This is a genomic window from Pseudomonas sp. PA-1-3F (assembly GCF_021609665.1).
Lineage (GTDB): Bacteria > Pseudomonadota > Gammaproteobacteria > Pseudomonadales > Pseudomonadaceae > Aquipseudomonas > Aquipseudomonas paracarnis.
The window spans coordinates 76,976-100,160 of record NZ_WJZD01000018.1; the positions used below are offsets into that span (position 1 = coordinate 76,976).

A 23,185-nucleotide genomic window follows, 5' to 3' on the forward strand; every position below is an offset into this window, starting at 1 on the left:
CGTACAAGACGCTTGGTTCAATCTGAGCGAGGCGATCAGCCCAATGCTCGCCCTTCAACAATCTTCTCTGCATTAGCGCTCAAGTGCCGGTAAAGTAAGCCCTCTCTTGCCAGGGTACTCGGATGAATAGCGTGCAGCTTTTACGCGGCCAGTTGCGGCCAGCGCTGATGGGATTGTTGATGACGGTGGCCTGTGTCACCAGCGTGCGGGCCGATCAAGTCGTCGCGCTGACCCCACTGGACCAGGTGCCGGACGGGGTGGAAGTGCGCGGCAAGCAGGTCGCGGCTTATACCTGGGATGACCGCCAAGGCAAAAACCTGCTGGTACTCGCCGAGCAAGTCGGTGAGCGCGATGACGATGGTACCCAGTCGGCCTTTGTCTACGCGGCGCAATACGTGCTGGGTGGCGAGCGCCCCAAGCGCGTGTGGATGCTGTACGACGATGTGCAGCACTGCGAATTCGACGCCGGGCTGCGCTTTGACCGGGCTGCCACCAAGGTCACCGACCTGCTGGGCGACGGCAATACCCAGGCCACGGTCGGTTATTCGCGGGCCTGCACCAGTGATGTCAGCCCCAACGAATTCAAGCTGATCATGCATGCCGGCAAGTCCGAGAAGTATCGTCTGCGTGGCCTTGACCGCGTGGGCGCCAGCTGGTGGGACGAGGACGCTGGTGCATTGCGCGGCATGCCCCTGCCCACCGACTGCAGCGTCGCGGCGCAGCAAGCGCTGGTCAGCCAATACAAGGAGCAGGGCACCGAACTGCCACTGCCAGGTTGCTATGGTGACGAGAAGGACTTTGCCAAGGCGCCGGACAATTACCTCGCCTTTATGCGCCAGCATTGGTTCGCGCTGATGCAGCAACAGGACGCTGACTGGAGCCAATCCCAGGCCCAACCCCAGGCAGCCAGCGAAGACGACGAATCGGCCCCGTGATTTTGTGCCAGGGCCGGTCCTGGGTTAGACTCGGCCTTCGCCAATCCACTAAATACATCGACTAATCAAATAGTTGGTCGGTGTATTTAATCCAAAGGCTGATCTACCTTGACCGAGTCCATTTGCAACCCACTGACCCTATATCTCACCCGCCTGGCGCCTTCCAGCCAACTGACCATGCGCTACGTGCTGCAGGATGCCGCCGACCGCTTGGGTTTCGAAGACCTCAACCTCGAAGAGATTGACTGGCACCTGCTGCAGCCTGAACACGTCATCGCACTGGTGGCTGCCTTGCGCGAGGACGGCTTAGCGCCGAACACTTCGTCGCTGTATGTGAATGCGGTGCGCGGGGTCATGAATGAAGCGTGGCGCATGAGCTTGATCAGCCAGGACCACCTGTTGAAGATGCGCTCGGTCAAGGCCACACCCGGTACGCGCCTGAGCCAGGGCCGCAATCTGCGCCGCACCTTGATCCGCGAGATGCTCGACGTCTGCGCCGCCGACCCTCGGCCTCAGGGCCTGCGGGATGCCGCAGTGATCGGCCTGTTATATGGCTCGGGCATGCGCAAGTCGGAGTCGGTGAACCTGGACCTGGAACAGATCAACTTTGACGAGCGCAGCTTGCGCGTGATCGGCAAGGGCAACAAAGAGCTGGTCAAGTACGCGCCGGACTGGGCGTTTGCCAAGCTGCAGGCCTGGCTGGCGTTTCGTCGCGAGCACCTCAAGGAAGGCGAGCAAGACGATAGCTTTCTGTTCAACCGCATCCGGCGAGGCAGCCATATCACCCGAGAGCGGATCACCAAGCATGCGATTTACTACATCGCACGCCAGCGCGGTGATCAGGTGGGGGTCAAGATCATGCCCCATGATTTCCGTCGTTCGTTTATCACCCGGGTGATCGAGGAGCATGATTTGTCGATTGCGCAGAAACTGGCGCATCACACCAACATCCAGACCACTGCCAGCTATGACGTGCGCGACGACAATGAGCGCCGGAGAGCGGTGGATCGGTTTGATTTGTAGGTGGCAGCCTGAGACATACACCACGATCCAAATGTGGGAGCTGGCTTGCCTGCGAAGAGGGCCTCACAGGCAACCAGGATGTTGGATCAGGAGGGTGGCGTCACGCTTGAGGCCAGGTGAGCTGGCAAGCGGCGCAAGGTCCACAGCGTGGTAACCATCGCGGCAAGCGCACACAGCGCAATACCGATCAACATCGGCGCCGGTGTATGGTCGGCAAAGATACCCACCAAGGTCATCCCCACAGTCGCTGTGACCATCTGGATCGCACCCAGCAGTGCAGACGCAGAACCCGCCACCGCACCATGATCCTCCAGCGACAGCACCCCGGCCGCCGGCAATAGCAGGCCAAGAAAGCCGAAACCGATAAACAACAGCCCCATCATCAAGGCCAGGCTGTCACCCCACAGCGTAGTAGCCGCCAGCAAGCTCATGACCGCCGCCACGCCCACCACCGACCAGCGAATCAACGGCGCCAGGCCAAAGCGGGCGCTGAGGCGGGCGGTCAGTTGGCTCATGGCGAAAAACGAGGCCGCGTTGAGCGCAAAGCACAGGCTGAACTGGGTTGGCGTCAGGCCAAAAAACTCGATGTACACGAAGGGCGCGCTGCCGATGAACACGAAGAAGGTGGCCAGGCCAAACCCGCACACCACCGACAAGCCCGTAAAGACCGGGTCGCGGAGGAGGGCGCCATAACTGCCGAACGCCTGGCCCAGTGTCTTGCCCAGGCGGCGCTCGGCCGGGTGGGTTTCTGGCAGTTGTACTGCGGTCATCACCAGGCACAGCACGGCCACCACCGCCAACACGGCAAACACTTCGCGCCAGCTCCAGATCGAAATCACCAGGCTACCGGCCAGTGGCGCGAGGATCGGCGAAACACTCATCACCAGCATCAACAAAGCCATCAGACGCGCCGCTTCATGGCCGGTGTACAGGTCACGGACAATCGCCCGTGGGATCACCATGCCCGCACAGGCACCGAACGCTTGTATGGCTCGAAAGCCGATCAGCACTTCGATAGTCGGGGCCAGTGCGCAGCCGACGCTGCCAATGGCAAAGATCACCAAACCTGCATAAATCGGTGGTTTACGCCCGAACACATCGCTGAGTGGGCCGTAGAACAACTGGCACACGCCGATAATCATGAAGAACACCGTCAAACTCATCTGCACGGCCGCCGGCGAGGCCTGGAGGCTTGCGCCCAGGGTCGGCAGCGCCGGCAGGTAGATGTCGATGGCAAACGGGCCGACGGCGGTGATCAAGCCCAGCAATAGGGCGAGACGGGCGATACGTTGAGGCATTCGGCAGATCCAGGTAGAGCAACGGACAGCCAGCTTAAGGGAACCGCGCAGATCCGCAAACTTAGGCTTCACTAACAAGCAACAGCTGCCGATACAGCTAGCAGCGACACTGAAACGGTTGGGTTCCCAACCGGCGGTCCTGGCACGGGGTACCACTATGACGATCAAATTACGCTTGGTGCTGTTGATTGCGACCGGGTTGCTCACCGCTTTGATCATGAGCCTGGCTGGCTACCTGGGCAATACGCGGATGGCCGATGCGGTACAGGACAACGACGTCAGCATGACGGTACTGCGCAACCACATGGAAGCCGACATGATGCACGACGCGCTGCGTGCGGATGTACTGTCGGCGATGTTGGTCGGGCTGGGCAAAAGCACCAGTACGCCGGCCGAGGTCAACAGCACGATCAAGGAGCATGCCGAGCACTTTCGCGAGGTGCTGGCGGACAATCTCAAGCTGCCGTTGGACGCCTCGATCAAGGCCAGCCTGGAAAAAATCAAACCCAGCCTGGACACCTACATCAGTGCCGGCGAGCGCATCGTCGCGCTGGCCCTGGACAATCCCGAGGCCGCACGAGGGGAACTGCAGACCTTCAATGCCGCGTTCAGCCAGCTGGAAGAACAAATGGCGGCGTTGAGCGAACTGATCGAAAACCATACCCAACTCACCAGCACCGGTACCCGGCAAACCATCAGTAACGCTAACTGGACTTTGATTATCGTATTGGGGGCGAGCCTGCTGTTGCTGCTGGCACAAGGACGTTGGGTGACCCTGAGCATCATGGGGCCGTTGCGCACCGCCAGCCGTATTGCCCAGAGCATTGCCCATGGCAACCTGAGCGAGCCGATTGCCGAACCCAAGAACCAGGACGAAGCCAGTGCACTGATTCGCAGCCTGGCGACGATGCAGCGGGATTTGCGCGGCATGATCGAAGTGGTTCGCAGCAATGCCCATGGCGTGAATGGCATGAGCGAGCGCCTCAGCCAGGGTTGCCATGAAGTGGCAGGCAGCAGCCAGCAACAAAGCGTCGCCGCCAGCACCATGGCCGCCGCCGCGAGTGAAATGACCGCCAGCATCGAAGAAATCACCCGTCACGCCCAACGTGCCCTGGACATGGCCAGCCAGGCTGAAACCCTGGCCAAGGACGGCGGCCGCGTCATCCACCAGGTGGTCAGCGACATGGACGGCATCGCCCGTTCTGCCCAACAGTCGGCGCAAGTGATCCGCACGCTGGACAAGGAGTCCGAGGCGATCTACAGCATTATCCAGGTGATCAAAGGGATTGCCGACCAGACCAACCTGCTGGCCCTGAACGCCGCCATCGAAGCCGCCCGCGCCGGTGAACAAGGACGCGGTTTTGCAGTCGTGGCCGACGAAGTGCGCAGCCTGGCCGGACGCACCAGCGCCTCCACCCAGGAAATCGCCAGCATGGTCGGGAGTATCCAGCAAAACACCCGTGAAGCGGTGATCAGCATGGAGGAGGGCGTTGCCCAAGTGGACAAGGGCATGGCGGTGACTGCCGAAGTGGAACGTGCCATTCGCGAGATCCTCCAGGCCACGTTGAGCACTACTGAATTGGTCAATGATATTTCTCGCACCATCAGTGAACAGAGCTTGGCCAGTAATGAGATTGCTCATCAGGTGGAGAGGATTGCGGGGATGTCGGAAAGTAACAGTCGGGTGATTGGCGAGACGGCGTCTACGACGGATGAATTGTCGAGTTTGGCGGGGAAGCTTTCGCAGTCGGTGGATCGGTTTAGGCTTTGATGGATAACGATCAGATATAACTAAACTAAATAGTTATTTAGTTTAGTTATAATGCATGTAAATCTATGGAGGCGGAGGGACCAGAATTCATGGTCCCTCCATCTAATTTACGCGTGTGTCACCAGGTTCGTTGGGTAACACGGCCCAGACTGTGGTCGAATTCGCCTTGGCTCACCGTAACCGGTGCACCAATGCTCAAATCATCCGAATCTCGCTGCCAAAGCCTGAAAATCGGTTTGCCGGCCAGCTCCAAAACTACTAGGTCATCCTGGGTGGGTGGACCGACAATACTGTATTCCTCAGTGATGCCTGGGTATCCAAAGCTAACTGAAGCTGTGCCTTGATCAAAATCAGCGATTCGTTTTGGCTCAACATGAGCATCGACTTCAAGTGTGAAAATGTCCTTTTCCATTGAGTCTAATTTGTTGGTGCGCGTGAAGGACAACTTGAATTTCATCCATGACCTCAATTATCGGTAGCTGTGGTTTGAGCGTGTAGATTCTCATGACGTGCTCGGATAAGCCAACCGTGACGGAGTTGTCGTCAGGTGTCGCGAGCCTGTTTGACTTACGCTTTACTGATATCCAGGTACGGGTTGCTGCCAAGTGATCGAAGCCTGTGCCAGGCTCGAAATCTGACCACCAGAGCCCCCCAGCTCCGCATAGGACGGTTCGCATAATGTATATTATGTTAAATGAAGTGTTATGTCTTATAGGTTCATGACTTTTCTGTTTCCAGTTACCTACGAACGAAATTCCCACAAAACCCCGAAACGTTCGAAATCATAGGTCAGACTCCCAAAAAGCTTCGCCTTTTAGTGTCCAACGTTCCCTCGCGCTCCACACCATTTCATCACAGGTGAAGTTTCCTGTGATTACCAGTTTTCCCTTAGGGTTCCACGTTGACCCGACTTGTTTGGCAAGAAACTCCCGATCATCTCTTGCCATCTTTCGAATCTCCGATGATGCCATCACTGAAATGTAGGCAGCGCCCCTTTTTGCTTTGCATCTTCATCGCTGCCTGGTGCGCGTTTGCGAATGACATATTTCGCTCCTAAAGTATTCGGCGGCAGGCTCGGACTAGCCGTGATAGAGCTATAGACCGCACAGACAAAATGGTTGGAAGTGCAGCGCAGTAATTAACCTGCTGATGCGCGCGCGATCTACGTAAAAATCTGTCCATGCCGACACGGAGCATCGTCCTTCATTTTTTCGCAGCATTTACCCAGTAGGTATAGGTAGCTTCAGCAGCATCGAGACGATCCACTTTAGGTGTGGTTTTAAGTGCGACGGTCTTTATCGCGAGCATTGCAAGCTCATCTGCCGCACTTGGCTTCCATCCATGAGCCACCGCCCAGGCTCTTATACCCTCCGCGTCCAGAGAGTGTTTCTTCCGTCGCAAGATCCGTAGAGTCCGAACTGCTTGCTCCTTGTCTCTAGGGTTGAAAAGCGAGTGGGATAGGTTCACTACCTGGGTGAGCGACTCCATGGCCTTGGCTACTACCGCATCATCTATCAGCGAAGGCGGCTGAGTTTGCCGCACTCCATTCACCGTGGGCGACCAAGATTTAATCCAGTCATCTACCGCCTCTTCACTCCAAGGTAAAGCAATCACTGCGGCGACCTTGCCTGAAGAATCGACCTTATCCATTATGTCCTTGCTAGCGTAGGGACAAATGACCAAAGTACCCGGCGAAAAGTATGTCAGCGTCTTCTTTGTCATCAGCCGAGCAGGCTTCCCACCAACCGAAGCGCGCCCCCCTTTGTCCAGTGCCTTAACGAAGGTCTCGCCCAGGTAGGAACCGACCGTTGTGCTCAATTGCATGTTGGCCTTCACCGGGACGAGGATCACGACCATCTTTGATGGCGTGGATCGGGTCGCCACAAAGGTTGCCTGCGTATCGGAATGCTGCATCGAAGGCATCGTTGGTGAACACGGCTCTGATAGGATCTTGCACTGATAACTCCTTGTAGGTCTGAGCCGTCCATACTCGGCAAAGTAAACAGAAAAAGCTACTCCCCGAAGCACTGAGGTTAAATACCCAGGCAGTGAGACGCTACGCTGCGCAAGAGTGATAAAAATGCATCAAGCGCTAATCGAGACCTTGCCAAAATCGACGTGGGTCTTACGCTTAGTTTCCGGGCATTGACATCAAAGCAGGTAAAACGCCCATTATTCGTGCGACCTGACAGGCAACATGCCTGGTGGTAGTTCGTGTCGCGAGCGCTATCTATTCACGCACGACTGACATTCTAATCCGGTACCAAGGAGTCCTCCCTACATATGGAAATTGAAGCGCTCAGTACCTATGCCAAGGGCGACCGATTCGAGGAGCAGGTCTTTGAGTTTCTGTCTCGTGAGATCAATGAAGGTCGCTTCTATGCGTTCCAACCGGAGTGCTGCAAAATTTTTAGGAAGAAGGGTTACTTCTCGCGTGACCGAGAGGGCTTCATCATTTTTGATATTTCTGTCGAAGTATTCCTGCCTGGTTTCGAAACCCCATCGTTGCTTGTGCTCATCGAATGTAAGAACTACAGCGGCAAAGTGCCCGTGGGGGACATCGAAGAATTTGGTTCAAAGATAAGCCAAGTGGCCGGCTTCAATGCCAAGGGTGTTTTTGCGTCCGCCAGTGCGTTCCAGTCCGGCACGTTCAATATTGCTCGGAACCGAGGCTTCGGTGTCTTGCGTTACTTCGATCAATCTGAGTTTCGATGGGAGCTTCCTCGCGCCCTGCTAACCGGGGCGCGGAGCGCTAGAGCCCGTAAGCGCGCAGAGATCGAATACGCCCTTACCCAGACGGATTTTCGGCCTACCGTTTACAGCGCCTATGCCGTAACTCCTGCCGGCTTTACGGATGGTTGGGAAGGCATCTGGAAAGGCCTCGACCTTGAGAGTGCCTTTAAAGAGAGCGATCTGAGTCTGATTCGTCAGCCCACGCATATCGAAACACCCAGGGTCGCGTTCATTTCGCGGGACAGAATAGATCGCTTGGCGCAGGAGGCTTTGAAATCCATTTCATACATCCGGGGAGAGGTCGATCTGACTAAGCTAGTGACCAGGGAAGCTGATGTCAGTGGACTGTCCGTGAGCTTCATTGAAAACTCGGGCTCAGCCCTCGGCAGTATCACGTTCAACCCGCTTGAGATCAAAATCTTCGGGGCAGATAGCCAATCCCACTTGGCCCGATTCATACTCGGCCATGAGTTGGGGCATCACTTTCTAGGTCATAAACGCTACATGACACGAGAAGCCATCCGAGAGCAGGACATTGACCAGAGCCAGCTCATCACCATCCCTAAAGGGGAAGTCGAGCGGTTGGAGTGGCAAGCAAATACGTTTGCTTCATGTCTCTTGATGCCTAAAGAGGACTTTCAGGCTGCGTTTGGGTTGTTACTACAGCATCTTGGCATCCGAAACCGTGGTCACGGCCATCTGTATCTGGACAGTCAGAGGGACAACATCATCCAGTTTCATGCTGTGTGCAATTCCCTGAGCGAATATTTTAACGTTTCGAAGACAGCGATCCGTTTGCGCATGAGGGCGTTGGAGTTGCTGGTCGAGGTAGGTCGGCAGTATTGATTGATCAGCATCTGACGGGAAGTTTATGTCTCATGGTCGGGCGGTGCTTGAGCGTACAGTCCTATACCACCCCGCCACTCTCTTTCACTCCGATCGATACCTAGCGCCCAGTTTCAAGCACCAAGCTAAGGCCAGCGTACTAAACCTAGCTCCTTGAGCCGTAACGCCATTGCCGAATCGGATACTCCAAACTGCGTAGCAAGTGATACGACGTTGAGATTATTGAAGCGTTGGCACCGCGCCAGAGCAAGCTCTCGTTCCAAGGAGTCTGACGAGGCATACAACAAACCTTCGATGTTATGCGCATCGAGGTGATATGCGACCGTATCGTTAAAGTGAAGCTGGTCTCCACATAGGAATAGACGCCTGAAGCGGTCAGCGACCAGTTTCGCAGGCATCAAAAAACACGCTGCAAAGAAATCAGCCTCCCGTTCTTCAGGGTTTCGCGGCCCGCCGACTGGACGGCCATCTAACGCCCGATCCCTATGCATAACCTCACCTTTATGTAGGGCAAGGTGGCCGATCTCATGAGCACCCGTGAACAGTTTTACTGTGGGTGAGAATTCTTGGGAGATGGCGATGCGGTTCGCTTGGCGATCGATCAGACCTGCAATCTTAGGGCCGGAGCCGCCTTGGATGAATTTGGGGTCACCGAGATTCGGAAGCTCCCGATATTCAAAGCCGTACGCTAACGCCGCCTTTCTCGGATCACGCGCCTGAAGCGGGGTGATATCTTGATCGCCCCACAGGTGATATCGGTCGCGCCAGAGCATGCGCAGCAGCTCGGATGCTTCTTGTTCGATACTTGACATGTGCATGAAAATCACCGCATGTAGTGTTCATAACTTGATAATAACCCAATATGTAGGGTTTTCAAGTCTTTCAAACATGCGCTGGCGGTGCTCGGCACCCTGCTGCTAATTTGCTTTACTCGAGTCAGCCGCTTCGATCCCTAACTTAGCTCGGGTTTCCAATCGAGTGCGGGTGTCGAGCTGTATGAAGGCTGGCGGTAATGTGCTGTTCGCCAGCATAAATGTGAGTCGCTGATGAGCTCACTGAAGCGCGGAGCATTCTTCATTAGGGCCTATCGGTTTGAGCGGGCTTTGTTCATGGTCACTTCCTCGAAGGTTTTGTGGGTGCTGTCTTTGGCTTCTCGGATGCAGGCACAAATGTGGTGTTCGAATCGCTTCTATCTGTCTCAGCCTCGGTAGCCTGCAATCGCCGGAGTCGCTCATTCTCCGATTGGGCAGCGACAAGCAGCAGTCTTGCCTCCAGCTCGCGCTCGCCGCTCTTGGCTGCTGCTTCATTCAGTGCCGTGGCGTCTTGTCGAAGCGTGGCGATCTGTTCCTGGAGCTGCTCAGCAACTCCGGCGGATCTCGTCTCCGCCAGTTTCAGACCTTGGATCTCGCCAGTCAGTGCCTGTATTTTCACCTCATGGCCATGTAGCAGTTTCACGTGCTGCCTAGACTCTCCAAGCAACCGCTCGTTGTCACGGTTTAAGCGAGTTAGGTCATCCTGCTTCAGTACCAGGGTTTCCTGGAGTTTGCGCTTCTCCACTTGAGCCTCGTGGAGTTGGGATTCATGCCGGCGTTGATCCTGATCCCGTTGCTCTTTGACGGACTGCGGGTAGTGCTCCAAAGCACCGCGCGCATGAACATGCTTTTCCTTTAAGGGAGTGGATCTGTTTATCCCGGTCACTGACCAAGGCTTCTAGGTCAGTACAGCGTTGATTAAGTCCGGCATTGCGTGTCAGCTCTGCCTGGAGTGAAAACTGCGTGGTTTTTAAGTCAGCAGTTTGAGCCTCAATCGCTGCTTGCTGAGTGTCGAGCTGCCTACGCGCTGCCGTCGGTTCAGTTTGCAGGCTGTCGATCTACGTAAGTCACTGATTCGACGAATTCGTTTTTACGCCTACTCTCTCAACGGGCCATGTCCATAGTGCTCATGACGAGTCCTCTTCAGGTCAACGACTATCGCTGCTCGTGCAAGCTGGGAAGCGGCGCCGTTGCCCATGCTTGTCCCGTTCATGTACGTCCAACTCAGACTCAGGAACCGCGCTTTCAATGATGCTTGGCGGCGAGTACCTCGAAGCCCTCGACGTCGACTCGGTTTGATGCTGGCGCTGGCGAAAGCGCTTGATGAAACTCGCGTTGATCAACTCTTCCACATCCAGATTCAAAGCACAGTTGACTAGCGACGCTTCGCTCCTCCTACGATGAGCGCGTCGGTAATCTCAGTTCAGCGCACAGTCCGCCGCCTTCGCGGTTTCTCAAGGTCAGGGTGCCGCCGAGGGCTTGTGCCAGTTGCTGGGCGATAGCCAGGCCCAGGCCCGTGCCGCCGGTGCTGCGGTTGCGCGAATTTTCCACGCGGTAAAATGGCTCAATCACACGGGCCAGCTCCTCTTCGGCAATGCCGGGACCACGATCCATCACGGTCACCGAGAGGCTGTCGCCCTCCTTCGGCTCCACCCGCAGTTGCGCTGCACCGGCGAATTTGAGCGCGTTATCCGTGAGGTTTACTAGCACTCGGCGCAGCGCGTGGGGCCGCGTGTGAATCACTGCGTTGCTTTTGCCGCTGAGCTGCACGTCCTTACCCATGTCCTGGTAGTCGAACACGAGGCTGTCGAGGAATGAATCAAGATCGGTACGGCGGCTTTCCTCGGTGGCGCCATGCACGCTGCGGGCATAGGCAACGCCTTCACGCACCAGATGCTCCATCTCGCCGAGGTCGTTCCACAATTTGTCTTTGTCGCCGCAATCGTCCATCAATTCGGCACGCAGCTTCATGCGCGTGATCGGGGTTTGCAGGTCGTGGGAAATCGCCGCCAGCAGTTGCATGCGTTCTTTCAGATAGGCCGCAATGCGCGCCTGCATGGCATTGAAGGCGATGGCAGCGTATGCGACTTCGGTCGGGCCTTGTTCATCCAGATGCACCGGGTGAGTGTTGGGATCAAGGTTTTCCACGGCCTGGGCCAGGCGGGTCAGCGGGCGTATGGCAATACGCACAGCCAGCCACGCGCATAGAATCATCAAGGCCAACTGGCCCAGCAAAACCACCGGCAGCCACGGCGACAACGGCACCATCGAGGGGCGCACGTCGATGGTCACCGGGCTGCCGTCGGCCAGTTTCAGATGGACCTGGAAATGTTTGATAGGCCCGGGAATGTCTGTCACGGTCATCGGGTAATCCTTGCCGATGGCCTCCTTGATCGAGGTCACTGCAATCGGAGTGTCACGCAGAGCGACGCCTGGCGAGCCTTCGTCGAGCAAATAGCGGTAATTGCGTCGATCCAGTTGTTTCAACCAACTCATGCGTTCCTCGGCGGGCAAGCGGTCAAGGATGGCAATGGACGTCGACACGTCGGTTTCCAGGTTACCGAGCATGGTGTTTTTCGCGGTTTCGTAACGCTCGTAATACTGCACGCCGAAGGACAAGGCCTGCGCCAGGGTCAACCCGACCAGAAAGATCAGCGACAGCCGCGAGATGAGGGTACGAGGCCAATGCAGCGAAGGCTTCATGCCGGTGCTCCAAGCACTTCCACTGGCAGCGAGAAGACATACCCTTCGCTGCGCACGGTTTTGATGTAAGCCGGCTCGCGGGCATCGTCAAGCAGGCGTTGGCGCAGGCGGCTGACCAGCAGATCAATGGAACGGTCGAACAGGTCGGCGTCACGGCCCTGGGTCAGGTTGAGCAACTGGTCGCGATTGAGTACCCGTTGCGGATGGTCGAGGAACACCCGCAGCAGGCGATATTCAGCGCCGCTGAGGGCGACCATGGTGCCGTCGTTATCGAGCAGATGGCGGGCGGAGGTGTCCAGGCGCCAGCGCCCGAACCCCAGCAACCTTCCGGTTTCGGTAACAACCAGGTTGGGCGGCAGCATGCGCGTGCGGCGCAGCACAGCGTTGATGCGCGCCAGCAATTCACGGGCGGCGAACGGCTTGACCAGGTAATCGTCGGCGCCCATTTCCAAGCCGATGATGCGATCGGTTTCGTCGTTGCGGGCGGTCAGCATCAGCACCGGCGTGGCCTTGTGTTTGCCGGCGCGAATGTCGCGGCAGAGCACCAGGCCATCGTCGCCGGGCATCATGATGTCCAGCACGATCAGGTCTACCGGCGTGGCCTCGAGAAACGAGCGCATCTGGCGGCCATCGGCAACCACGGTGGTCCGCAGGCCGTTCTTCTTCAGGTAGTTGCCTACCATCTCTCGAATCTCACGGTCATCGTCCACGATGAGGATGTGATCAACGTGTTCCATGGGCCAAGCCTCTGTCATTGGAAATTGCGGCTCAGTCTATAGAGGCTGAGCCCGTTCGCCCGCGGCGGTTTGTATTGCAGTGTATCTGCTGTGGCGAAGGATACATGCAGAGGCAAAAACAACAATTTCCTAGGTTTTGTATGGCTCTGTATCGGGACGGGGTCCTGATACGAACCGATTTATCCGCGCCTGTTTTTGACACAGACGAGATACCTCGCGGGCTTCTAATGAGCCACATCGAGGCCAACCCTAGCGCCTCGGCTCAACCGAACGACCCAACCCATGAAGCCTTGAGGAAACGACCATGAACACCAATACCCTCTATGCCACTTGCCTGTTTGCCGCCCTGAATATCTGCACCTTCTCGGCCCGCGCCGAAGCCGACGTCACGCCGCAGACCTACACCTACGGCACGCACCTGGACATCCAGAAAGTGGTGGCATTGACACAGGATGCCGGGGCTGCCTGCGGCATTGTCGATGCCCAGCTGACCTACCTGAATTCGCAGGGCAAGACCGAGATCTTGAACTACCGCAAATTTGCCGAATGCCACAGCGATAACTGAGCCCTGCCCACATTTCATCAGGAGACCCTTATGTTCCTCATCGCATTACTGGGCGGCTTATTGACCGTCCTCAGCCCTTGTATCCTGCCGGTCGTGCCATTTCTGTTCGCCGGTATCGACCGCACACGCTCCTCGATCCTGCTTACCCTTGGTGGCATGGTTCTGACCTTCGCGCTGATTTCCAGCCTGGCCGTGGTCAGCAGTGAATGGGTGATTCAGGCCAACAACGCCGGGCGTTATGTGGCACTGGTGGTGATGGCGCTGTTTGCCTTGTCGCTGATCTCGGCACGAATCAGTGGCTGGCTGGCCAGCCCGTTCGTGTTACTGGGCAATCGCCTCGACCCCCAGACGCGCAAAATGTCCGGGCCGCTGGGTTCACTGATGATCGGCGTCGCCACCGGCCTGCTCTGGGCGCCGTGCGCCGGGCCGATCCTCGGGGTGATCCTTACCGGCGCCATGCTGCAAGGCGCCAATGCGCAAACCAGCCTGCTGCTGGTGGCCTACGGCCTGGGCAGTGCACTGTCGTTGGGTACGCTGATTTTCGCCGGACGCGGTTTAGTCAATCGCCTGAAGGCCTCGATTCCGGTCACTGGTTGGCTGCGGCGCGTCACCGGTTTTGCGGTCCTGGCCGCAGCGCTGATGATTTCTACCGGTGCCGACAAGACGCTGTTGGCCGGGGCGTCGTCCGAAGGCGTCAGCGTGCTGGAAAAAGGCGTGCTGCAAAGCGTCCCCAAAGTCGTCGAATACCTGGTAAGCAAGGCCAAGGCCGAACCCACCCTCGACAACGCCCAAGGCCCGATGCCGTCGCTGTCCGGCGCGGTGGAATGGCTCAATTCGCCCGCGCTGACCAGTGAATCGCTCAGAGGCAAAGTAGTGCTCGTCGATTTCTGGACTTACGACTGCATCAATTGCCAGCACACCCTGCCGTACGTGAAGGACTGGGCGCAGAAGTACGAGAAGGATGGCTTGGTGGTAATCGGCGTCCACACCCCGGAATACGGTTTTGAACGCATCATCAGCAATGTCAGGGATGAGGTGAAAAAGCTCGGCATCACTTACCCGGTAGCCATCGATAACAACTACGCGATCTGGCGCAACTTCGATAACCAGTACTGGCCCGCGCACTACCTGATCGACGCCAAAGGGCAAGTGCGTTTCACCCACTTCGGAGAAGGTCGCTACGAGACGCAGGAAAAGATGATTCAGCAACTGCTGCAGGAGGCGAAAGCTCCAGCCGCGTAACCCTTGAAAACCCATGGCCCACAGGCAACGTGCTGTGGGCCATTAGCTTTTTCTCCTGCGGCCTGGGTTGCGCGACCACCCTCTCCCGCCAACCCCAAGCTAATCTGACACGATGCTTTTGGCCTCAAGAAATGCTTCCAGCCCAAAGACTCCAAACTCCCGGCCGACACCGGACTGCTTTACCCCGCCGAACGGCGCCAGCAGCTCTGGCGAAATTCTGTTGATCAACACCGAGCCGGCCTGCAACTGGGTCGCCAGGCGTTGGGCACGCTCCGGTTGCCGGGAAAATACATAAGCCTGCAAACCGTAGAGACTGGCATTGGCAATAGCGATCGCCTGTTCTTGCGAGTCATACGCAATGATCGATAGCACCGGGCCGAAAATCTCCTCTTGCGCGATGTCCATGTCATTGCTGACGTCGGCAAAGACCGTAGGCCTGACGAAATAGCCCTTGTCCAAGCCGGTCGGTCTGCCCTCCCCGCCGATAATCAACGTCGCGCCTTGCGCCTGCCCGCGGCGGATGAAAGCTTGTACGCGGTCGAATTGGGCGCGATTGACCAGCGGCCCGAGAGCAGTGGCCGGATCCTGCGGATCGCCGACGACCATCGCTTCAACCAGGCTTTTCACGCGCTCGATAATGTCCTCGGCGTGCGAGCGTGGCACCAGCAGACGTGTGCCAGCGACACATGCCTGACCGTTGTTCATGAACGCAGCATTCAGAGCCAGGGGAATGGCGATGTCGAGATCGGCGTCATCCAGGATGATAGAGGCCGACTTCCCCGTGAGCGACAGGCTCACTCGCTTCATGGTCTCGATTCCGGCACGTGCAATGAGCTTTCCGGTGGCGGTGGACCCGGTGAATGAAATTTTCGCGATGAGTGGGCTGGCGCTGATTTCGTCACCCACATCACTGCCGCGTCCCAACAGAATATTGAAAACCCCGTTGGGCAACTCTGCGCGATGCAGCGCTTGGGCGAGCACGGTGGTTTGCAAGGGGCTCAACTCGCTCGGTTTGATGACCGAGGCACAACCCGCCGCGATGGCCGATCCCAGTTTGCTGCATATCGTCCCGGCGGTGCTGTTCCAGGGGGCAAACAGCGCCGCGACTCCGACCGGCTCCATCACCACGGTAGCGTCACCGACCGAACGACTCAGGTCGAAGTGTTTCAACACCTGCGCCGCATTGGTAAATGACTGTGAAGCGTAGCGACTGACCCATTGCGCACGGGCAAACGGCGCACCGTACTCTTCGATGGCGGTATCGCGAATTTCATTCGTGCTCGCCAGCACGGCAGCCTGCAACTGCTCGAGCATGTCGATACGTTCGGCCTTGGAGGTGCGGCCCATCGCGACTTGAGCATGCGAAGCCGCCGCGATAGCGCGCCTGGCATCTTCACGATCAGCCAGAGTGAGCGTACCGATGACCGCCTCGGTAGCCGGATTGATGCATTGCACCGTTTCATTGCCATGAACAGGAACGAATGCTCCGTCAATGTAACTGTGATTGATCTTCCACATCGTGGCGTACCTGATTGATTGCGGTTGCCCGCGATAAGCACAACGCCCGGTGTGCCCAGGCGTTGGCCGCGTCGAATACCCCCCTCTCTTGCGTTTCAGCGTTGCACAACTTCAAAACGAAACCCGCCGGGCGACGTGCAAAACTCGCCTCGGCGTAGAGCGCTGAAAGCGCCGCTTCGCCCTTGGCGTGTCATTTCGCCGTGGCGGCTTTTTCGATGAGGCGGGCAACCGGTTCCGGGTTCGAAACCATCACCACATGTGAAGCGCCCTTGACCACTTCCACGGCTTTGGCAGCGGCGCGCTTGGCCATGAATGCCATGGCTTGCGGGGGAATGTTCTTGTCCTTGTCGCCGTAGATGTACCAGGACGGAATATGCTTCCAGGCAGGGCTGCCGGATGCTTCGTTGAGCGCCGCTTCCGTTACCGGGCGTTGGGTGGCGGCCATCAATGCCGCCTCTTTCGCGGGGACGTCAGCGGCGAACTGGTTGTGAAATTTGTCCTGCTGGATGTACAAGTCCTTGCCCCCATCGGCCAACGGTACAGGCGCAGCCAGCGTTGGACCCAGCGTGCTGCCCGGGAATTTGCCGGCCAGCCCGGCGACGGTTTCCCCGGCCTCAGGTGCAAACGCACTGACGTAAACCAGGGCTTTGACGTTTGCATGATCGTTGGCCGCATCACTGATAACGTTGCCGCCATAGGAGTGGCCGACCAACACCACCGGCGAATGAATGCTCGTCAGCAATGCCGAGATTGCCGAACCATCGCTCTTTACACCGCGCAATGGGTTGGCAGCGGCAACCACCGGGTAACCGTCCTTCTCGAGAATCTTCACGACGCCATTCCAACTCGACGCATCGGCAAAGGCGCCATGTACGAGCACAATCGTGGGTTTTTCAGTTTGCGACCAGGCGTGTGTCGCCATGCTCAGGCTGACGGCGACGGCCAGTGCGGTTAATACTTTTTTCATTGTTGACTCCGGGTTTAACGGGAAATCAGGGAGCGAAGCGCGTGAAGACAAAGTCGTGATTACGCACTCGCGCCTGGTGACAGGCGAAGCAGGTTTCGTGTTGGGCTTCATCGGCCGGTTTACCGTTGATAAACCGCCCGAATCCCCAGCCACCGGTTGCTGCATATCTTTTCGAGTCCTTGACCATCACCTGCACGGTGGTGGCCGGCCCCGGGATGGACGCCGGCTCGAATTCCGGGGACTGCACATGTTTCCAGGCCAGCTTTACCAGCACCGTGCCATCAGGGAATGGCAGCGTTGAATCCTGATAAGCCTTGATGGCCAAGTCATTGCCCAGCACGGCTCGCAGTTCGTTCAAGGGGGCCGCTTCCTGCGCGGGCGCAATCAGCGGCCATAGGCGGTAGTTTTCAGGCAATTTCACGCCATAGATCGGCGAGGCGTCGCCCTTACTGGCGTCGCCCGAGGCAACACCGGTAGCGGTCAACGCTGCGATTGCAATGGCAGCCGACATCGCGGCCAGAAATTTCAGCTTCATTCTCGCCATCCTCTCCGCCGGTTTTCAAAGATGATCGGCGTCGATCACCGCCTGGGCGAAGGCTTTCGGCGCTTCCTGCGGCAAGTTGTGGCCTACTCCACCGGTGATCAATCGGTACTCATACTTGCCAGTGAAGCGCTTGGCGTACGCTTCGGCAGGTGGATGCGGTGCGCCGTTCGCATCACCTTCCAGGGTGATGGTGGGCACGCTGATGGATGGAAATGCCGCGAGTTTCTTCTCCAGCGCGTCGTATCTGGCCTCGCCCTTGACCAACCCCAGGCGCCAGCGATAGTTGAAAATCGACACGGCCACGTGATCAGGGTTTTGCAAGGACGCCGCGCTGCGCTCATAAGTGGCGTCGTCGAAATTCCACTGTGGCGACGCCAGCTTCCAGATGAGCTTGGCGAAGTCATGGGTGTTTTTCTCGTAGCCCAGGCGCCCACGCTCGGTCGCGAAGTAGAACTGGTACCACCACTGCAGTTCGGCGGCTGGCGGCAATGGCGCCTTGCCTGCCTCTTGGCTGCCTATCAGGTAACCGCTCACAGCGACCAGGGCTTTCACTCTTTCCGGCCACAGTGCCGCAACGATATCCGCAGTGCGGGCGCCCCAGTCAAACCCACCCAGCACCGCCGTCTTGATCTTCAGCGCGTCCATGAAGTCGATCAGGTCGGTCGCCAGCGCAGCAGGTTGACCATTGCGAGCAGTCTTGGCCGAGAGAAAATGCGTATCGCCATAACCACGCGCAGAAGGGATCAACACTCGATATCCCTTGCCCGCCAAAGCAGGAGCGACATCAGCGTATGCGTTGATATCGTAGGGCCAGCCGTGCAACAAAATGACCACAGGACCATCGGCTGGACCGAGTTCCGCGTAAGAAACGTTCAGCAGCCCCGCCTTCACATGCTTAAGTGCACCGAGAGAGGTGTGAGCTCCCGGGGTGATAGCCCCAATGGTGGACGCGGGTACATCAGCCGCGCTGGCTTGGGAAAAACCGACAGCCACCGCCGCGAATTGCAGCACCGCTGCTGCCAACAGCGATGGGGCAAGACCCCGCAGGCGGCTGGATTTATTTTGATTGTTCAGCAAGGTCATCTCCATGGTATTTCTCCGTAGCGAGCCGCCGAATAGCGGCCCGGTGTGTTGGCTGGGTTGCGTGTGAGCTACTGGGCTGTCTTCGTTGCGCTCAGCTTGGCGCGCAGCGGCCTGAAGGCCTCCCGCAACTCTTCGCTGAACAATTGAGGTTGCTCCCAGGAAGCGAAGTGGCCGCCCTTGTTAACCTCGCTGTAATAGGAAAGTGATGGGTAAGCGCGTTGCGCCCAGCTTTTTGGCGCCTGATAGATCTCGTGCGGGAAGACCGTGATCGCCACCGGCACCTTGATGCTTGCTGTGTTCTGCGCGGCAGCGCTGAAATTGTTGTTGTTGTTTTCCCAGTAGAAACGCGATGACGATGCGCCTGCGTTCGTCAGCCAGTACAGGCTGATATCGTCCAGCATCTCGTCACGGGTCAATACCCGTTCAGGCTGGCCATCACTGTCCGTCCACGCGGCGATTTTTTCGTACATCCACGCGGCAGTTCCGGTAGGCGAATCGGCCAGCAGGTAACCGATAGTCTGCGGGCGCGTAACCATCATCGCGCCGTATGCTGCATTGCGGCCGAAGAAGGTGCTCAAGGAATCAAACGCCTTGCGTTCAGGCTCTGTGAGCCCGACAGGGGCCGGGTCACCACTATTGATCGGCTTGACCAATTCGGGCGGGATGGTGGCCGGCATGTTCAAGTGAATGCCCAACAGCCCCGGCGGACTCAGGCGGCCCAATGCATCCGATATGACCGAACCGTGATCTCCGCCCTGGGAAACATAGTGGGTATAACCCAGACGCTTGATGAGCACATCCCAAGCCTTCGCGACCCGATCCGGCCCCCAGCCCAATTCAGTTGGCTTACCGGAAAAACCGTGTCCCGGAATCGATGGAATGATCACGTCGAACGAATCTTCAACCTTACCGCCGTAAGCAACGGGATCCGTCAGAGGGCCGATCGTCTTCAGGAACTCAAACTGTGAGCCAGGCCATCCGTGTGTCAGAAGCAGCGGCATCGCGTTGGGGTTTGGCGAGCGAACATGGATGAATTGAATATCCACGCCGTCGATAGTCGTGATGAATTCAGGCAGCGCATTGAGCTTCGCTTCGGCCTTGCGCCAGTCATAGCCGCTGCCCCAATACTTCACCAGCGCCTGGACCTGGGCCAACTGCACGCCTTGGGAAACGTCATTGACGGTCTCTTTGTCCGGCCAGCGGGTCGCTGCAATACGCTTTTTCAGATCGGTCAATTGCGCTTCATCGACGTGAATTCGATAAGGTCTAATCGATTCGGGACTGGTCGAGGCCGAGCTGGCAACTGACGCATCGGCGGCCGGGCCAGCAGCCCAGGCACCACCGCTGCCGGCTATCAGGGCCAATCCCAAAGCGCCCATTCTCACGGAAGAAGCCATACAATGGCGCCAGGTGAAACCGAACGTAGCTGCAGGCATTTTGAATTTCCTATAAGTCATTGGTCGACAACGTCGCGAAACGCGCAGAGATAGCCGCGAGTTAAATGAGTCATCCATTGGAGAAGGTTTGCGCCTTCTCGATGGGTTCATTTAAAGCCCCGTAGGTATCCCGTATGTGTCATCAACCGACTTAAAGGAATCGCTGTGTATCTATCCAAAGCGCAGATACAAAACGATACAAACCGACCACTCGCTCATAAAAAAACCAATGCCCCGACTTGTCGGGGCATTGGCTTTTCTGGGACCTGGAAAACATAAGGGCTTTTCAGCCCATCAAGCTCGGCAAAGGGCATAGAGACCGCGTCGATTGCTAGGCAGCATGACTTGGCTACCCAAGGAACAGGCAGATACCCCGCTCCACTTCACGCCCTTCCACGCCTGCAAGAAACTCCAGAAATTTGCCCCTGATTCTGGTTAGCGTTCACCATCGTCTCTACCGTGCCAGCAATCTTATTGAAGCTACTGCTGTTCAGCGACCAAGCAATCTTTTCAGCACCAGTAGAGCAACAGCCCCGATTGCCAGTGCAGCAACCGGTTTTTCCTTGACGAATGTAGAAACGCTGTCCAGTGCGTCACCATAGGTTTGCGTCAGTTGACCCGCAGCCTGGCGTCCAGCGCCCTCAGCTTCCAACTTCGAATCACCAAAAAGCTTCCCGACTGCGCTCTGCGCTTTGCCAGCAACCTTTTCTACAACGCCTTCTACCTGTTCGCTCTTCATGATTAACCAAACCTTCGTGTGTGATTGGGTAACCCAGGAAAACCCCGGGCTTGAGGCAACGTGCAAAGCGTTAGGTGGACAGGCTTAGTGATTAGTTCAAAGTTGATGAAGCTCACTTGGTCCAGATCAACCGATAAGTCTTCTTCCCTGTAGCGGCATCGTGATAGGGATTTTCGCCCGGGACCTCTCGCGTGCGCACGCACGGGCGTCCCTCGCAGTCAATAATGGCAGCTTCACCACCCTGGCGTTTCAACGCTTCTATGTTTTGCTCAAGCACCGCTAACTCTCGTTGCCTTTGCGCAATCTCATCGGTGCTGGGGACCGCAAAGAAAAACAGCAACGCCAGAGGCAATACCACACCTAGATGAATGGCGAAGATGCTGAGCCAGAATCGACGCTTAAGGCTGTCACTGGCGGCCTGGTACTTTTGCGCCGCATCAAGCGCCGCGGCATCGGCCTGTCTGAACCTGCCAACCAACTGCTCGGCCGCCTTTGAAGCCACTGAATCTGCGATCTGCGCCGCTGAAGCGCCCAGTATCGTCGGAATCTGTTGCAGGCTCTGCTCAACACGTTTTTCCAGATAGCCAAGGCGCGCAATCGCCTGCTCAGCGGCTTTTCTGTCATTTTCCGCTGCGCTCATGATGCCCTTGGCAGCAACGGCCATGGCCCGCAGGCTGAGGTCATTCTCGTTCACGTGTTCGTCCATGGGTCATTACCTTCCATATTCGGGGCCGTCGCGGTGTTTGGGACGCTTCATGCTTCGCTCCAACGCAGGCACAGATCGCTCCAGCTGCGGACCGCTCATTTCCAGCTCCAGCCATTGCCTGTGCGGCATACTCAAATCACAGACGTCTCGCAGCTGAACAAAATGCATTGCTCCACCTGCGCCCATGACCAGAAGCACACCACCTGCGCCCACCGGGTCGTCAGCTTGAATATTGCGTAAAAATCGCAGGTATATCTGTGAACGCTCGCGCATCATCGGGTCCAGGCCGCGAACAGCTTCGCGCGCGGTTTGCTCCACGAGTCGTTCAAGGCTTCCCGCGGACAACGCCAAGTGTTCTTCGTCGAAGGCGTCCAGATAAGGCACGGCTCGCGAAACCAAAGGCGCGTCGGTGTCATTGGCGCCCACCTCCACATACCAGTGCAGGCTTCTGGACGTTTCGACCAATGCCTGATTCTCACCTGTAAGGGCGCCCATGAGTAAACGATGTCGCAGCCGTTCTTTTTTCAGGCTGGCGTCCTTCATCTTGAATTCGATCAAGCGCACGACACCTGGAAAGCTCAGCAGTACGTCAGCCAGCTCTTTGTCTGCAGGCGTCTGCTGTAGCAGGTTGACCACGCTTGGGATCGAGGTGTTTGCGTCTAGACATGACCGCACGGCGAACCCGAGACCGTACAGGAAGTTTCCTATCACGACGTTTTCATAGAGTTTCTTCGTTCGGTGACGTTTGTTCTGATGACCAACATCATCCTGATCTTGCTGGTTCAACGGCACTCCGTTACTCCTGATGCTTGGGATGAAGGACCTTATATATCTGCAAAACCACCCGCCTCACCGCCTCTTCAATCGTCCCTTCATTGCGACACATTACCCACCCCTGCTCCACAGCCGCTCGCTCAAACGCCTCGGTACACGCAACTTGCTCCTCCAGCTTAGACATCACCGTACTGCTCAACCCCCGCCGTCGTGCTACCGCCCGCGCCCAGGATATTTGCGCCGCGGTGACAACCCCCACGTGCAGGTCCGGCATTTGCACCTGCCGATTAATGTTCAGCTCAAGAATGTCTGCAAAGGGTATCAACCGACGAAACGCGGCATCAGACGGGTACCAGCGATCCATCAGGATGATGCTGTCAGGTGGCTGCGCGGCCAGTACGTTCCGAGTAATCCAGCTGCGGCTGTCGGCAAAGCGCTCACACACCTCAAGTTCCAGATCCCGGCTGGGATCTCGGGCGAACGTGTTAACCAGAGCCATCGTTTGCGCTCGACAGGGATCGCTCTTGCGCTCGCACAGTCGCACGACCTTTATGTTGTCGGCCCTCAACGCTGTCGTAACGGCCTCCAACAGCGTGGTTTTACCGGTGCCTTTGGGGCCATCCATCGAAATAAACAGCGCACGAGTCATACGGGCGCTGCATCATCGTTCAGGTTGTGCAGTTCCATGGGGCCTCGGGGTCTGAGCGTTTGGGCGAGTTGGCCTCCATTATGGGCAACCCTATTGCCCAATGC

Annotated in this window: 22 protein-coding genes and 2 pseudogenes; 7 read left to right on the plus strand and 17 right to left on the minus strand. The window is 57.4% G+C overall.

Translation table 11 applies throughout. From position 1 onward, the window contains the following. Window positions 1-122 precede the first annotated feature (122 nt). Both GIV26_RS14895 and GIV26_RS14900 read left to right on the plus strand, forming a co-directional pair. The gene (locus GIV26_RS14895) at window positions 123-935 is read left to right on the plus strand and encodes a M949_RS01915 family surface polysaccharide biosynthesis protein (RefSeq protein WP_236281313.1); all 813 of its coding nucleotides are present in this window, start codon (window positions 123-125) and stop codon (window positions 933-935) included. 108 nt (window positions 936-1,043) lie between these two features. After that, window positions 1,044-1,958: a site-specific integrase gene (locus GIV26_RS14900; protein WP_127881521.1), complete on the plus strand. Its 915-nt coding sequence runs from the start codon at window positions 1,044-1,046 to the stop codon at window positions 1,956-1,958. 86 nt (window positions 1,959-2,044) lie between these two features. Here GIV26_RS14900 and GIV26_RS14905 read toward each other — a convergent pair whose 3' ends face one another. Beyond that, window positions 2,045-3,256 (minus strand): multidrug effflux MFS transporter, encoded by a 1,212-nt coding sequence (locus GIV26_RS14905; RefSeq protein WP_236281315.1) that lies wholly within the window; start codon window positions 3,254-3,256, stop codon window positions 2,045-2,047. Between the two features lie 157 nt (window positions 3,257-3,413). Between GIV26_RS14905 and GIV26_RS27380 the strand changes: the two are divergent. Together GIV26_RS27380 and GIV26_RS27385 are read left to right on the plus strand one after the other, a co-directional pair. Further along, window positions 3,414-4,169, plus strand: a pseudogene (locus tag GIV26_RS27380) (MCP four helix bundle domain-containing protein); the annotation flags it as partial. Between the two features lie 132 nt (window positions 4,170-4,301). Further along, a complete protein-coding gene (locus GIV26_RS27385; RefSeq protein ID WP_370712708.1) occupies window positions 4,302-5,027 on the plus strand; it encodes a methyl-accepting chemotaxis protein in 726 nt (241 codons plus the stop codon). A gap of 118 nt (window positions 5,028-5,145) precedes the next feature. Here the strand turns inward: GIV26_RS27385 and GIV26_RS14915 are convergent, their stop codons facing one another. After that, entirely contained in the window at window positions 5,146-5,484 is a 339-nt protein-coding gene (locus tag GIV26_RS14915) for a hypothetical protein (RefSeq protein ID WP_057975923.1), read from the minus strand. Window positions 5,485-6,230: 746 nt separating this feature from the next. Continuing rightward, a complete protein-coding gene (locus tag GIV26_RS14920) occupies window positions 6,231-6,941 on the minus strand; it encodes a hypothetical protein (RefSeq protein WP_153475329.1) in 711 nt (236 codons plus the stop codon). A 369-nt stretch (window positions 6,942-7,310) separates the two neighbouring features. Between GIV26_RS14920 and GIV26_RS14925 the strand changes: the two genes are divergently transcribed. Beyond that, entirely contained in the window at window positions 7,311-8,606 is a 1,296-nt protein-coding gene (locus tag GIV26_RS14925; RefSeq protein WP_236281320.1) for an ImmA/IrrE family metallo-endopeptidase, read from the plus strand. A gap of 125 nt (window positions 8,607-8,731) precedes the next feature. On the opposite strand, the gene GIV26_RS14930 is transcribed toward GIV26_RS14925, so the two are convergent. The 4 genes from GIV26_RS14930 to GIV26_RS14945 all read right to left on the minus strand — a co-directional run bounded on the left by GIV26_RS14930 (window position 8,732) and on the right by GIV26_RS14945 (window position 12,858). Then, window positions 8,732-9,418, minus strand: coding sequence for an ImmA/IrrE family metallo-endopeptidase (locus GIV26_RS14930; protein WP_236281322.1), 687 nt, complete (start codon window positions 9,416-9,418; stop codon window positions 8,732-8,734). Window positions 9,419-9,719: 301 nt separating this feature from the next. Then, window positions 9,720-10,304, minus strand: a complete 585-nt coding sequence (locus GIV26_RS14935) for a hypothetical protein (protein WP_236281324.1) — start codon at window positions 10,302-10,304, stop codon at window positions 9,720-9,722. 509 nt (window positions 10,305-10,813) lie between these two features. Next, a complete protein-coding gene (locus GIV26_RS14940; RefSeq protein WP_236281327.1) occupies window positions 10,814-12,121 on the minus strand; it encodes a sensor histidine kinase in 1,308 nt (435 codons plus the stop codon). Beyond that, window positions 12,118-12,858 carry a response regulator gene (locus GIV26_RS14945; RefSeq protein WP_054898507.1) on the minus strand — a complete coding sequence of 247 codons (741 nt, stop codon included), beginning with the start codon at window positions 12,856-12,858 and terminating at the stop codon, window positions 12,118-12,120. Before GIV26_RS14945 ends, GIV26_RS14940 begins: the two co-directional genes overlap by 4 nt. A 304-nt stretch (window positions 12,859-13,162) precedes the next feature. On the opposite strand from GIV26_RS14945, the gene GIV26_RS14950 reads away from it, so the two are divergent. Both GIV26_RS14950 and GIV26_RS14955 read left to right on the plus strand, forming a co-directional pair. After that, the gene (locus GIV26_RS14950; protein ID WP_014718446.1) at window positions 13,163-13,423 is read left to right on the plus strand and encodes a DUF2790 domain-containing protein; all 261 of its coding nucleotides are present in this window, start codon (window positions 13,163-13,165) and stop codon (window positions 13,421-13,423) included. A 30-nt stretch (window positions 13,424-13,453) separates the two neighbouring features. Then, entirely contained in the window at window positions 13,454-14,665 is a 1,212-nt protein-coding gene (locus GIV26_RS14955; RefSeq protein ID WP_236281330.1) for a cytochrome c biogenesis protein DipZ, read from the plus strand. Between the two features lie 99 nt (window positions 14,666-14,764). On the opposite strand, the gene GIV26_RS14960 is transcribed toward GIV26_RS14955, so the two are convergent. The 10 genes and pseudogenes from GIV26_RS14960 to GIV26_RS15005 all read right to left on the minus strand — a co-directional run bounded on the left by GIV26_RS14960 (window position 14,765) and on the right by GIV26_RS15005 (window position 23,081). Further along, complete coding sequence (locus GIV26_RS14960; protein ID WP_236281333.1) at window positions 14,765-16,183, minus strand: aldehyde dehydrogenase family protein; 1,419 nt, start codon at window positions 16,181-16,183, stop codon at window positions 14,765-14,767. A gap of 100 nt (window positions 16,184-16,283) precedes the next feature. After that, window positions 16,284-16,361 (minus strand): annotated as a pseudogene (locus GIV26_RS14965) (creatininase family protein); the annotation flags it as partial. 12 nt (window positions 16,362-16,373) lie between these two features. Next, on the minus strand, window positions 16,374-17,150 hold the full coding sequence (locus GIV26_RS14970; protein ID WP_054918943.1) for an alpha/beta fold hydrolase: 777 nt from the start codon (window positions 17,148-17,150) through the stop codon (window positions 16,374-16,376). 25 nt (window positions 17,151-17,175) lie between these two features. Then, a complete protein-coding gene (locus GIV26_RS14975) occupies window positions 17,176-17,685 on the minus strand; it encodes a cytochrome P460 family protein (protein ID WP_072446660.1) in 510 nt (169 codons plus the stop codon). A gap of 24 nt (window positions 17,686-17,709) precedes the next feature. Further along, window positions 17,710-18,783 carry an alpha/beta fold hydrolase gene (locus GIV26_RS14980; protein ID WP_054898501.1) on the minus strand — a complete coding sequence of 358 codons (1,074 nt, stop codon included), beginning with the start codon at window positions 18,781-18,783 and terminating at the stop codon, window positions 17,710-17,712. A 62-nt stretch (window positions 18,784-18,845) separates the two neighbouring features. Next, entirely contained in the window at window positions 18,846-20,213 is a 1,368-nt protein-coding gene (locus GIV26_RS14985; protein WP_089041682.1) for an epoxide hydrolase family protein, read from the minus strand. 490 nt (window positions 20,214-20,703) lie between these two features. Further along, entirely contained in the window at window positions 20,704-20,952 is a 249-nt protein-coding gene (locus tag GIV26_RS14990; protein ID WP_014718439.1) for a CsbD family protein, read from the minus strand. A 112-nt stretch (window positions 20,953-21,064) separates the two neighbouring features. Then, entirely contained in the window at window positions 21,065-21,658 is a 594-nt protein-coding gene (locus GIV26_RS14995) for a hypothetical protein (protein WP_072446665.1), read from the minus strand. A 6-nt stretch (window positions 21,659-21,664) separates the two neighbouring features. Further along, window positions 21,665-22,444, minus strand: a complete 780-nt coding sequence (locus tag GIV26_RS15000) for a hypothetical protein (RefSeq protein ID WP_236281334.1) — start codon at window positions 22,442-22,444, stop codon at window positions 21,665-21,667. A gap of 10 nt (window positions 22,445-22,454) precedes the next feature. Then, entirely contained in the window at window positions 22,455-23,081 is a 627-nt protein-coding gene (locus GIV26_RS15005) for a dTMP kinase (RefSeq protein ID WP_236281336.1), read from the minus strand. Window positions 23,082-23,185 lie beyond the last annotated feature (104 nt).